We start from the raw sequence: 12785 nt of genomic DNA, 5'->3' as shown, positions 1-12785 counted from the left end.
GAGGTGATAACCTTGAGTAAAGACCCTCTATTAAATGACCTTATCAGGGCAAGGATAACCAGTGTTGAATATAAGGGACTTACAAAAGAAGATATTGAAAAATTATATATCCAAGAATATGGAGAATTGCCGCCTAACTTCGATATTATTACATCGGATGAATTGGGTATTGGCGAAATCTCTGGCTTTGATGGTACTGCTATTCATTTTCATGACGAGAATATTAACGAAGCCTATTTTTTCAAAAGAGGTACTGAAGTGGATGCAAATAAAATAACGGAACTAAATTTACTGGAGACGTTAAAAGAGTATAAGAAAGATCCAAGTAACTTAAAAGAAATAGTCTTTAAAGGTAATGAAGATGTTTATACTGATGGTTATACTGTTTTATTAGGTTCCGAACAATTATCTACCGAAGAAAGCAAATATTTTACCAGAAAGGTAGAAGAAATAGTAAAGAATACAAAAAGTGATATTGAACCAACCTACCATCTTGATGGGCACTCTTTGGGTGGAGCGGAAGCTCAAACAAGTTTACTCCTTTTGAATGAATTATTTGAAAACGCAAACGTATATAATGATGCCCCAATGAACATTTACAATGTTATTCTATCTGATAGCAAGATGAAACAAAAGATTCAAAAGAAATACGGTATTCGGGTAGAACATCAAAGCGATCTTCATCAGATTCCCAAATCCGAACTTATAGCTATACTTGATGAAAAATATGGCCATCTTAGCAATAAAATAACCTACTACCGAAATAACGATGATCTTCTAACAACCCTAAATTTGCCATTTGAGTATCGTCTAACCAACGAAAAAAATGTTGTGGTATTAGATAGTAAATCAGATGTACAGATGGTAGATTTAGTAAAAAAATACCCTGGTTTCACTTACTATATTATGAATATCCTTTATCGCGCAAATAGCGAAGAAGGACTTTCCTATCCTGAAATGATACTACATGCAGGTCTTGCAATACGATCTCAACTTTTACCAACATTTTTACAAAATTCAATAGAAAAAGATATTAATAACCTCATCGCTGATTTTGAAGAAATGAATGTAGATGGTGGAATTGGAAGTGGCCATAGTATCGATAAACTAATAGAAAACTTGGCTGCTTTAGAAGGACGGACGATAGTTGATAATGAAGAAATCATTTATATTGGTAGTTCAGGAGGTAGTGGAGAAACAATCCAACTAAATATCGACAAAACATACCAATTCTATGTAACTGGTTATTCCATTCTTGATGGAAAGAAAAGTTATATGCATCTTATTAGGAATATACATGACACGTATTTGACAGATGCGTACAATAACATCATTAATAAAGTCCAAGGAAAAATGAATGACATCGAAAGCTCCCCTCATGCATATCTGTCTTCTTTTGATCGATACACCCATGATGCAGAGTATTATATTTACTATAAAAACTTCCGATTCACCGAAGATATCCCAACGACCCTACCAAGAAATATATCTTTTTATACAGATGATATTCTCCATGTAATCCAACAAGAAACAACAAGACAGGAAGATTTTTTAGATAAATATAAGGATGGTATTAAGCAGCTAGTTAGTGAAGATAAGCGAATAGCTTTACTATTTGATACCTATTCAGAAAGAAGGGGTTCATCATGAATAGAGGAACTGCCCAAATGATTTCACCTGGAGAAGTTGATAAAATTGCACAGTCAGCAAAAACAAAAATGGAACAAGGTTTATTAGCAATAGAAGCAATAAATCAAGCCTTCATTCGGCAAGCAAAGGCTGTGAGTGAAAGTGGTTTTAGCGGAGAGTTTAGGAATGCCTTTTCCGAGAAAACAGATAAGGAGCTTGAACTAATTCAGGTGCTCGATGCAGATAATCTAGAACGGATTAGACAAATGATCATTAATTTTGAGGACTTATTATCCGATATATCCTATCAAGACTATGTGTATGAAACTGAATTAATTCCTGCAGTAAAGAAATAAAAAGGATAAATAAAGGAAGCAAGAAAGGTATTCACTTGCTTCCTTTTTGAACGCCTTCTATAGATGCTGTCGTACTATTCTCCTCTTACCAATTAGCTGTTACGCATGAGTAAAAGGGTCTGCCCCTGAAAATCAGTCTAAAAAAGCACTACTAAAAGATGGGGTTTTTTAAAAAGAAAAGGGATACATGGCCTTTACTATTTAGCCCATTATCAAAACGCACCAGAACCGCCACCGCCGCCACCAATGCCACCACCCACCCTAGGTGTTCCACTGCTGCTGGTAGTTGAAATGTCGGGTGCCGCTGCGACTTCAGCCTGGTCAAAATGCATATGTGCCGATGATGCGATCATTAGGAATAATAACATATTTGCTCCTGAGTCATGATTCAACTGTTCATACTGTGGCGCATGTTCCAAAAGGCTTTTGTTTTTCTTTTGAATGGCTTGATTGTTTCGACCGAGTCCATAAATGAATGCACGCTTCTGATCATCGTCAAGCCATTCACTCCATTCTGTCGGGGTCAAATCGGCAAACTTCATTTCGAATCTTTCCCATTGTTCTTTAATATAAGCCCCTTCAGCCGTCTTTCGTTTGTCACTAATAGCAATTACAATCACGGAAATTGCTAGGATAAAGGCAGCAATCATCCAGCCATACAATTCATACACCCCAAACAGAATGGTGAAAGGGAGCATAATAAGACTTGAAAACCCAACTGCAATTCGTCTATTATTCCGTTTTTCGTAAAGCCCTTTTGCTTCCACTTCCTGTTTGACACTTTGCTGCCATTGCATGAAATTATTCCGATAGCTTTCATGATTGCTTTGATTTTTCGTGTACGTTTCAAGATCGGACAGGCGGAATGTTCCATTTTTGCCAACCATGTCAAATAACCAAGCAATCAGCATTTGTTCGTGCATATGATCTGTCTGCCTGTTGACTACAATAAATTTCTCATCATCTTTTTCTTTCACATAGCCATTGCGAACCAAATCAAGTAGTGCTGCCGTCAAGGCACGTGTATCAAGCACCCCATTGTTCATATACTGAATGGTTGCTGGCATGCTCAAGCCTGTTTTTGGTACGAAAAAGGCATCAACAAACTGGCGCTCATTCTCTGATTTAATCCTGCGTTTATATAGATTACGTCCCATCATTAGGATAAGCAAATAAAACACAAATCCACCGATAACAAAAGGTGCTATACGATTAAACATATCTTTATCCTTTTGAAACGCCGCAATTTCAGCTTCTTTCTTTTCCTTATCCGCTAAAATGTCTTCCCGAATGGACGTATCCCCCGCAGATGGTGCTCCAGAAAATAGCGCTGAATCATACGCTGCCCGGACATCGCCTTGTTGACCAGCAGATACATGCCCCATCGCAAAATGGACAACACCGTCATTGTCTGCCTGACCAGAATCCCAGGCACTATCATAGCCAATGAATTCAACATCTCCAGTCGGTTTAGGTGGATGAATGTAGATATCTAGGTTACTATAATCGGATTCATTATTTTGATCAAAAAATGGCCAGTAAAATTGTGCCATATCCGAATATACCTCTACCCCATCTTTAATGGTATAGGTCAAATGAATGGTGACTGTTTCATCGGCACCACTGCGATACACTTTATATAAATTGTCTTCCTGTTCCACATCCAATGCAGTCCCATTTTCAGTAGCTTTCACATCCTGAATCTGTGTGCCTTCTTTCGCAATCAATGTACGAGTAATCCCATTAAAGTCACCCTCAAAGGCATACGTGTGTATCTCCTCTACCTGAACATTCCCGTCCGGCCCTAAGTAAGCATGGATATCCGTTTTTTCAATATCATACTTAACAGCTAGGGCATGGATTGGAAATAGTATATAAGCAAGCAAGGCAACAATAGATATAGATAATTTTTTCATTTTTCTGTCCCCCAGTCATGTAGTACTTATACGATTTATGTAGGGAATAGGTTTCAACTGGGACAGAAGGTCAGGTTTGTTATCCCACTTTAACTAGAATCACTATCCCCTTTTTCTTGAAATTCTGGTTTTATTTTGCATCAAAAAGGGTGTCTGTCATTAAAGCTAACAGACACCACAATTTAAGGTGACATTGGGGGCAGACCCTTTTTCCTAACTTTTTATATTTGAAGTTAAGTAATATTATCTTCTATCCCAAAATCGTTGATGTGCAATTGCAGAGACAAATTGTTGGCTGAATTCCGGATTATTTGCGGCGAAAACAACCCCGGCTAAGTTGTTATTCTCTTGTGTGTGAATATAAGACTGCCCAGTGGTGGCTACTCCTATTGGCTTGTAGTGTTTATACGCTACAGTTATAAAATCATGTAACTCATAATTAAACATTTCCTGATTGTTAGAACTTCCACCAACGACATAGAGTGAGTCAAGTAAATACGGACTTGTCGTAAGGAATGTTTCATCCACATTTAGTTTTGTACCATCATCTCCTGTAACAACACCAAGATTTTCACTTACTACGACAACAAAAACACCATTTTCTTTCAATACTTTTATTGTATTCGATACTTCGTTTGCGTTAAAGCCATTGCCAATCAATACGCCAACCTTTAACGAGTATGCATATTTCGGTGTACTAGCCTGGCTAAGGGAAGGATAACTTGTGGATACAGGGACGTTTGTTCCGCTTGGACGATCGACCCCGACATTATCTGCTACAATAGTAGCCATTTCTTTATCAACATTCACTAATATATCAACACTTTGTTGGCGGACCGATTTGCTTTTTACACTTCCAATTTGATAATTAAGCGCTTTAATCATATGCTGTTTCTCGATAGGGGTCAGGCTATTCCAAAAGATTCTTGGCTGTGTAAAGAAATCATCAAACTTTTCACTTCGTTCACGCGTGACATGCCCCTCTACTTTGATTGGATAATGCGCATAGCCTCCCTCTTCAGGCGGTGTTGTGTACGGTGTATTGTTTTCTAGTGAATTGTTATGATAGCTCGTTTCATCCACATCGATTCGATACCTCATATACCCCTTGCGCTGGTTATTATGGAATGGGCAGATTGATCGATTGATTGGTAAATCTTCATAGTTTTTACTACCTAACCGGTGGTATTGTGCTGTTTTGTAGGCAAGTAGCCTTCCTTGTAGAACAGGATCATTGGAAAAGTCGATTCCGGGAATGACATTTCCGGGATTGAATGCAGCCTGCTCAATTTCGGAAAATACATTGTCAACATTACGATTCAATGTCATTTTACCAATGATTTGGACTGGGATGAGCTCCTCTGGCCAAAATTTCGTAGAATCAAGAATGTCAAAGTCATACTTGAATTCATCCTCCATAGGTATCAGTTGGACACCTAATTCATATTCGGCAAAAGCCCCCCGGTCTATTGCTTCCCTCAGATCACGTCGATGGAAATCCGGATCAATTCCGCCAATTTTTTGCGCTTCATCTTGGAGCAATGAATGTGATCCAAGTACAGGTTTCCAAACAAACCGAACAAAAGTCGCGACATCCTGTTCATTAACGAATAGGTACGTATTAACGGACCAGGATTCCATCATTCTGTAGCTTCTTAAAATCCCCCGGTCCGACATGACCCACAGCGTCATATGGAGTGATTCAGGATTGTTAGCAACATAATCCCAAAAGGTGTCATGAGCACCAGCAGCTTGTGGCATACCTGTACGTGGTTCTGGTTGATACGCATGGATGATATCAGCAAATTTCATTGCATCCTGGTTAATCAAAACTGGGAACCCAATCATCGTCATGTCGTAATTTCCTTCTTCAGTATAAAATTTAACGCCTAAACAACGAAGATCCCTTGCCGTATCTTTTGATCCTTTACTTCCTTGCACGGTAGAAAAGCGAACAAATAGAGGAGTCTTTTTACCAGCTTCCTGTAAAAAAGCCGCTTTTGTGAACTGCTTCATCGATTGGTAACATTCAAACACTCCGTGAGCCCCATACCCTCTAGCATGAACTTTTCTCTCAGGTATTTCCTCGTGCACAAAAGAAGTAATTTTTTCAAAAAAATGAACGTCTTGCATCAAGCCAGGTCCCCTTTTCCCGGCCGTTAAGATTCTCTCATCATTCGAGATTTTTGTTCCTTCATTAGTCGTCATTGGGTTTCCTGCATTTATAACACGAAATTCTTCTAATTGCTCATTCTTGCTATTTGCATTCACTCTCTTTTGATTATCCGAAGATGGATTCTGAGACAATTAAATCACCTCTTTATTTTATTTCACCGGTACATCATATGTATTCGCCCACAAGTTAGTTACTTGGAAAAAGGAGCCATGGGGACAGGTTCCTTGGACTCCTAAATTCGGGTCTGACCCTTCCCTTCCTGTGGTGTTTTCCAAAGAAATCACCCACTCCAAACAAGAAGGGATCGAACCCTTCACTTCTGGAAAAGGTCTCATGAGGGGTGGGTATTCTAGTAGCTAGCTAAGGTTTTATCATTTATGATATAATATTTAAAATATTTAATTTAGCAGGGGTGAGTTGATGAACCAACTTAACTTACAATCGGATGAAGTAGTGATTATAAGGCAAGATAGAGTTGTTCACGGTGGCATTATGGCTAATCATACGGATGAACTAATCTTAACTAACCTAAACTTAATCTTGATTAGTAAAGGTATATTTGGAAAAGTAAAGAATATATCCAGATTTCCAGTTGATCAAATTAAAGTATTTAATGGTAACGCACAAACAATTTTAGGAAAACGTTCTAACGGATTGCCACAGCTTGAGGTATACTTCACGAATGGTCAAGAATACTTTGGGTTTGAATCAAAGAAAGTAGTAAAAGATTGGATAAAAGCAATTAATCAACTTGTGTTGGGGCAAGATTTCACAATAGATCGATTGGACAATAAAACCATACCAGGAACAGAATTTATTGCAAGTTCTATAAAGGATACGATTAACACGGTTAAAGATGTATTTGGCAAAAAGCCGGTGAAGGTCACCCAAGAGTGCCATTCATGCGGAGCTCCTATATCAGGTTTTCAGGGTCAAGTTGTCAGATGCCAATATTGCGGTATGAATCAGCAAATGTAAAGCTGAGCAATCAAGACTTAGGGGGCTGTCCCCAGATGTGATAAAGGGCTCTATAAGCTAATTACAAAAAAAATGCAAGAGCACCGGACCTACTGCTCTTGCATTTACGAATCATCATATTCCATAATACTATGCACACTATTTGCCTGATTCTATTTTGTTGTTTCAACTTTCCGTTCAAATAACTTTTCATCTGTCATACTGAAATTATAAAGTCTAACTGGTTCACCAGGATAGAGAATTTCAAATCCTATAACTGCGTCAACAGTTGCACCTGGTTTTATATCAGTACCACCCATTTCAACCAAATCTGTTTTGTAATCATCCGGAAAACGCCCATTTGCACCATTTAAGGATTCAACAGTTACATCCGTTTCTTGCTCAGCAAATATCCCCATAGACATCCAGGGACTTATTGGTTCATCCGTATTATTGGTAAATGACAATTCTACTGCCAATACCTGAACATCATGTTTGCCTGCTATTTGTTCTACCTCTTTTATTTCATATACATAATCTCCATTGTCAAAAGTAGTATCGCTAACTTCCTGATCTTCTTCCCCCTCTTGATCTTGAGCCTCATTATCTTGGGTATTGTTATTTTCTTCTACATTATTATCTTCATTTGTATTGTTGTCTGTATCATCCGTATTACCACCACAAGCAACTAGAAAACTCAATAGTAAAATGTTGAATAAAAATAATGCCTTTTTCATTCATATCCTCCTTAACAAATTGTTTATTTAGATGGCATTACTTTAGTATGAACAACATTTTAGCTATTATAAGTTTTTGTTAGTGATTTATTTAATGATTCTGTCCCGTATTACACCATTCCATTCACATCGTCACCCCTAGCATCCATCCGATACCAACCGCTTCATCTAGTAATCCGGTGCAAGATTCGATCCTCTTGAACGATAAGTCATAAGGCCATTTGCCACTAGTTCCTCTCTTGCCCGCTGAAAGGCGCTCTCCGAAAGACTACCCTTTATCTTCAATTCGTTACTAGCAACCACAAATTCCAACGTCCATCTTTCCCTATTATTAATATGAAGTAGCAAATGCCATAAGTTCACTGCGGAAGCTGATAGTGACTCCAACACATCTGAATCATAAAATGCACAAATCCCTTTACTATAATTCATCATGTATCTTCCTTCCAATTATGGAATTAATCGCAGGTTCACTCGGATCAGATTTCAAATTAACACCACGATCATGATGGTGAGTTCTTTATTCTTTTCCCCACAATTAACATACAGAAATCCTAATGAAGTCTCTCCATCCTATAAAATTGTGTCCCCCTCGTCTTCCCTGGGCGATATTCAATGTACCCATGTTTAATCAATTCCTTTCTCGCCCTTCTAAACGTTATTCCTGACGAACCACACTTTACCTTTAATATTGCTCCTATTACAGAAAACTTCTTAGCCCAACCTGCCTCTTTATTACTATGTAACAATGCAAACCATAAACTCCTTGCTGCCCCCGATAATGGTTCCTCTTCCATATACTCAAAAAAATTAAATAACTCCTTTTCCATATAATCCATCTTTGAATCTCCTTATCTATGATTTATTTGAGGGAAATATGATCATCGTAAATTAATAGTTAAATCATATATTTCCCTTCCTATCTATAATCGAAGTGGAGATAGAAAAGGTGGCATTTTTTTATAAACTTTTTTTAAGGTGTCCAATAGGATTCATCGAACATCCCTACATTCTAAATTTTATACTTGACTTTCCAATTTATATAAAGTAAATTAAAAATACCGGAAATGGTTAAACGTTTCCCGTTTACTAATTTCCGAAATATAGGGAGGTCTACATATGAATTTTGACTTAAGGTATTTTAGAGAGGAAATCTTGCATCAAACACAATCGGAATTTGCTAATGTAATGGAAAAATCCCAAAATACAATTTCAAGATGGGAAAAGGAACCCAAAAGTATAACTCTAGATATTCTAGATGAAATTGCTCAAAAATCCGGATATTCAGTAATTGATTTGCTTAATATTGAGAACGTCAGCAGAAAACCATGGAAATGTGATAGTTCTAACGCCTCATGTCTAATCGAATTAACGAAAGAACTCAACACCAAACTTGCCCAACTAAAAAACGTAAGAAAGAATGTTCAAACAGAAAGTCTGAATTATACAAAATATATTGAAAAGCTGTCTAACATATATAAACATTCGTTTAAAAAAATACATAAGCCAACTATTGCATTCCTAGGAAATAGTGATGTTGGAAAATCTACTTTAATTAATACATTAATCGGACAAGAGGTACTACCATCAGGATGGACACCAATTACTTCCTTATCGATTTATGTAAAACACATAGAAGATAAACCAAAGTATTTAAACGATGATTCTGCTATTGTTGTATCCAGCCCTCTAAAGGGACAACCATTAAACATTGATTGGTTAACAGATGAAAAATATTTTCAAGCCAGTTGCATTGAGTCAGGTAGTACTGCATTATTAGAAAAGTATGGAAGCCGCGAAGGTAAAATATATAAAGAAAAACTTTCTGAAGCAGAGGCTGCAGTAGTGTATGTTGATGCACCCATATTAAAACTTTGTACATTACTTGATTTACCTGGATTTGGCACATCTGATGATGTAAACGATGATTTGAAAGCAGCTGAAGGGAAAGAAAATGCTGATATTTATGTTTACATGTCATTAGCCAATGCATTTATGCGTGGAACAGATATAACATACTTAAAAGACATACTGGATAGAATGAAACCTTTTGAAAATGGTCAAAATGGTTTAGATCCGCTATCTAACCTCTTTGTAGTTGCAAGTCAAGCACATGTTGTATCTTCAAATGAAGAACTAAATAAGATTCTTTCTGATGGCGCTAATCGAATGAATAGAGTATTACCAGAGAATTATTGGCTAGCTAGATCAGAATACTATAACGTGGATTATACTAATGATTCCTTTACGAAACGTTTCTTTTCGTTTTCTCGTGATAACCAAACATTGACAAGCAGTTTCAAAACCAATTTAATTCATTTATTAGAAACATGGCCTAATCTACTTTGTAAAGATTTAAGGAATGAGCAAAGTCAGGCAACCAAATTGCTAACGGATGAACTAAATGCTGAAATAAAGTCTCTTCAGTCTTTTCGTAAAAATAAAGAAGAGGCGGTGGAGTACTACGAAAAGTTAAAAGCTGAAAAGCAAACAGTTTACAAGAAAAGTGAGGAATTTGTAAACAACTTAGAGGAAAAAATTGACTTATATAGAAAACAATCCATTGTGGACTTTAAAGATGCATTTGACCGAATTATTAATGAGGATTCAATCATATCGATAATAAAACAAAAAGAATTTAAAAATCGAAAAAAAGATAAAGAAGAACTACAAAACTACTTGAATAACACATTGAAACAGAAATTGGATACGATTTGCCATCGTTATTCGTCTAAACTATCCATTTATCTCCATGAGCAACTTGAACAATTAAATGTTGGGTCAATGAGTGGTGTAGGAACCTTCGACTATAAACGTGCTTTTATCTCTACTCTAGCGGGGCTATCCACATATGGTGCCTTAACAGCATATGTCGGTACTTTAGGTAATCTAGGTGGCTACATTTTAGTTACAAAAGCTGTAGGAGTTCTATCCTCATTAGGAATCTCTGTGGGTGGTGGCGCCGCAGCAACTACCTTTGTTGCTGCTATTGGAGGGCCGATTACTATCATTATCGGTGTCGCAGTACTAACAGGTATAGCAGCTTCCATCATAACCGGAAGAAATTGGGGTTCGAAATTCGCCAGTCAAACTATCAAAGCATACAAACAACACAATGTAAGAGAAACCTACACTGGAGCTCTAGAAAATTGGTGGAATGAAACAGATAAAGCAATCAACAAAGACAAAATGATTGCTGATTATGAAGAACAACTTGCCGAAGCAGAAGAAAAAGCAAACTATAATGAAGAAGAGTGCATTAAGTTAGAAAGTGCGCTTGATGATTTACTAAATATTATTTAATTTGAGGCTGACTCCCCCTTGTGTGCGTTTTGTTGGGAGTCAGCTTTTGTTTCCTTCCAATGCTATTCGGCAAACCATTTACCTGACACGTTGGCTTCCCATTCGCTTTCGTTACTTCCACTTTTACAAAATTAATGATTTATTATCGAAGTTGTTATTATTATTTGTTATCTTTTCTATTATCTCAACTAATTTTTCACCATTAATTAATTCAATCGGTTTATCTAAACAATAGGATTTTGCTTGTTCCGTAAATTCTCCAGTTGTTACAAAATAGCCCTTTTCAGCTTTACAATCAATTACTGCACTATGAAATTTTTGAATATCTGGCCGTGTAACTTTGGTTGTAATATTATATCGCTTGCACTCTGCAATCGCGAAAAAATCTTTATTATAAATCATAATATCCTTTCCACCATCACCAGTAGGTGGCGTCACATGAGCATCATAACCAATTTGGCGAAACAAATCGCAAATATAGTATTCAAATTGACGAGGATGCATTTTTCTTAGTTCTTTTAAATTACCTTGTCTTTCCAATGCTCTTCTACGCTCTTCTTGTTTCTTCAACTTTTGATTATGTTTTATGTTTTTTCTTACAAAAATTATTCCAATCAGTAATATTCCGATTACCGTCCAACTTAGAAGCGACAAGCTAGACAACCATAAAAGAAGCTGATAAATTGCTGCAATTAATAAGAAACCTAGAAATAAAGTTATGTATAAAAAAGCACTATTATTTGTTACCTTTCTCCTTCTAGCCAAAACGTATAACACCACCTTTGTAAATTAGTATATCCATTGCCAGCTACTAATTTACATTTATTAGAAATTAGACCTTTAATCTTAAGTCATCTTTCCAACGCAGATTATAACTTTCGACTTAATGAAGAAACATACTAAATAGCCCTTTGATCCAAATTCTCCCTTAAAAGCTTCTCAACATCTACATTTTCTCCATCGTTCACAACCTTTTTCAGCACTTTCTCCTTCCGCTTCCTATCCTAAAACCAATCCGGAACAACCTCTTTGTTTCAGGTGACACTACCTGGGTGTCTTCTATGGTTTATTTGGGTAAAATATGACCATGGTAATCAACAGTAAAGTCATACAATAATCCCTTCCACATCTATAATCGAACTAGATATAGAAAAGGCGGCTTTTTTTAAAAAATATATTTAAAGGATGTTCAATATGATTCATCATACATCCTAATAGGTAATTAAGATTAAAAAACAAAAATTACTCAGCTATAGCGTAAGGTCAAAATAATTGATTGCTTCAAAGTTGTATTTAACGATACAGAATATTAGGATTATTTACATTTCAAACATCACACATTATAATAATCCTTGTAAAGTCGATTTCAATGAGTATATTAATCATAAATAAGAGGTGCTTTTTGTGAGTGCGGTAGTTTCTAAATAGGAAAACATGAAAGGAAATAAAGTTAGTTTAGCAATAGGGGATTTTTGTTTTTTCACACCCCTTATTTGACTATGAACTTATTTCCACCTATGAAGATACCTACCCTACTTTATCAATAAGTGCATCCATTCATGAATGAAATTATCTTTTTTGATGGTTTTTTATTCATGTATTTCCATTTGCCTTGTTAACGTAAAAGCTGTGGTATCTACCGCAGCTTTTTTTAGTTTTCATCAGTAACTCATTGAAATCCTATGTGTAGGTTTCTTCATTGCTGATTAAA

Annotated in this window: 10 protein-coding genes; 4 read left to right on the top strand and 6 right to left on the bottom strand. The window is 36.4% G+C overall.

Annotated elements, in window-relative coordinates:
* Positions 1–12 precede the first annotated feature (12 nt).
* Entirely contained in the window at positions 13–1650 is a 1638-nt protein-coding gene (locus tag K332_RS22045) for a DUF6792 domain-containing protein (protein WP_036688292.1), read from the top strand.
* Positions 1647–1985 carry a hypothetical protein gene (locus K332_RS0106830; RefSeq protein ID WP_026906794.1) on the top strand — a complete coding sequence of 113 codons (339 nt, stop codon included), beginning with the start codon at positions 1647–1649 and terminating at the stop codon, positions 1983–1985. Before K332_RS22045 ends, K332_RS0106830 begins: the two co-directional genes overlap by 4 nt.
* A gap of 212 nt (positions 1986–2197) precedes the next feature.
* Here K332_RS0106830 and K332_RS0106825 read toward each other — a convergent pair whose 3' ends face one another.
* Both K332_RS0106825 and K332_RS0106820 read right to left on the bottom strand, forming a co-directional pair.
* Positions 2198–3901 (bottom strand): DUF2207 domain-containing protein, encoded by a 1704-nt coding sequence (locus K332_RS0106825; RefSeq protein ID WP_026906793.1) that lies wholly within the window; start codon positions 3899–3901, stop codon positions 2198–2200.
* A 243-nt stretch (positions 3902–4144) separates the two neighbouring features.
* Positions 4145–6208, bottom strand: coding sequence for a catalase (locus tag K332_RS0106820; protein WP_026906792.1), 2064 nt, complete (start codon positions 6206–6208; stop codon positions 4145–4147).
* Between the two features lie 289 nt (positions 6209–6497).
* Here K332_RS0106820 and K332_RS22040 point away from each other — a divergent pair, with 289 nt between their 5' ends.
* On the top strand, positions 6498–7055 hold the full coding sequence (locus K332_RS22040) for a C1 domain-containing protein (protein WP_051359370.1): 558 nt from the start codon (positions 6498–6500) through the stop codon (positions 7053–7055).
* 152 nt (positions 7056–7207) lie between these two features.
* Here K332_RS22040 and K332_RS0106810 read toward each other — a convergent pair whose 3' ends face one another.
* The 3 genes from K332_RS0106810 to K332_RS0106800 all read right to left on the bottom strand — a co-directional run bounded on the left by K332_RS0106810 (position 7208) and on the right by K332_RS0106800 (position 8610).
* The gene (locus K332_RS0106810; protein WP_026906790.1) at positions 7208–7771 is read right to left on the bottom strand and encodes a DUF5067 domain-containing protein; all 564 of its coding nucleotides are present in this window, start codon (positions 7769–7771) and stop codon (positions 7208–7210) included.
* Positions 7772–7939: 168 nt separating this feature from the next.
* Complete coding sequence (locus K332_RS0106805) at positions 7940–8206, bottom strand: hypothetical protein (protein ID WP_211237407.1); 267 nt, start codon at positions 8204–8206, stop codon at positions 7940–7942.
* A 119-nt stretch (positions 8207–8325) separates the two neighbouring features.
* Positions 8326–8610 (bottom strand): hypothetical protein, encoded by a 285-nt coding sequence (locus K332_RS0106800; RefSeq protein ID WP_026906788.1) that lies wholly within the window; start codon positions 8608–8610, stop codon positions 8326–8328.
* Between the two features lie 280 nt (positions 8611–8890).
* Between K332_RS0106800 and K332_RS0106795 the strand changes: the two genes are divergently transcribed.
* Positions 8891–11074, top strand: a complete 2184-nt coding sequence (locus K332_RS0106795; RefSeq protein ID WP_026906787.1) for a dynamin family protein — start codon at positions 8891–8893, stop codon at positions 11072–11074.
* A gap of 123 nt (positions 11075–11197) precedes the next feature.
* Here K332_RS0106795 and K332_RS22035 read toward each other — a convergent pair whose 3' ends face one another.
* Positions 11198–11839, bottom strand: coding sequence for a restriction endonuclease (locus K332_RS22035; RefSeq protein ID WP_051359369.1), 642 nt, complete (start codon positions 11837–11839; stop codon positions 11198–11200).
* Positions 11840–12785 lie beyond the last annotated feature (946 nt).

This window comes from Paucisalibacillus globulus DSM 18846 (genome assembly GCF_000482485.1).
In the GTDB taxonomy this organism is placed as follows: Bacteria; Bacillota; Bacilli; order Bacillales; family Amphibacillaceae; genus Ornithinibacillus; species Ornithinibacillus globulus.
The sequence above is the reverse complement of the archived record's forward strand: the minus strand, read 5'-3'. Positions and strand labels throughout refer to the sequence as shown.

Excerpts from the sequence above, each read along its gene's own strand:
- K332_RS0106830 (WP_026906794.1), top strand. The coding sequence starts at position 1,647 with ATGAATAGAGGAACTGCCCAAATGATTTCACCTGGAGAAGTTGATAAA.
- K332_RS0106825 (WP_026906793.1), bottom strand. The coding sequence starts at position 3,901 with ATGAAAAAATTATCTATATCTATTGTTGCCTTGCTTGCTTATATACTA.
- K332_RS22040 (WP_051359370.1), top strand. The coding sequence starts at position 6,498 with ATGAACCAACTTAACTTACAATCGGATGAAGTAGTGATTATAAGGCAA.
- K332_RS0106810 (WP_026906790.1), bottom strand. The coding sequence starts at position 7,771 with ATGAAAAAGGCATTATTTTTATTCAACATTTTACTATTGAGTTTTCTA.
- K332_RS0106805 (WP_211237407.1), bottom strand. The coding sequence starts at position 8,206 with ATGATGAATTATAGTAAAGGGATTTGTGCATTTTATGATTCAGATGTG.
- K332_RS0106800 (WP_026906788.1), bottom strand. The coding sequence starts at position 8,610 with ATGGATTATATGGAAAAGGAGTTATTTAATTTTTTTGAGTATATGGAA.
- K332_RS0106795 (WP_026906787.1), top strand. The coding sequence starts at position 8,891 with ATGAATTTTGACTTAAGGTATTTTAGAGAGGAAATCTTGCATCAAACA.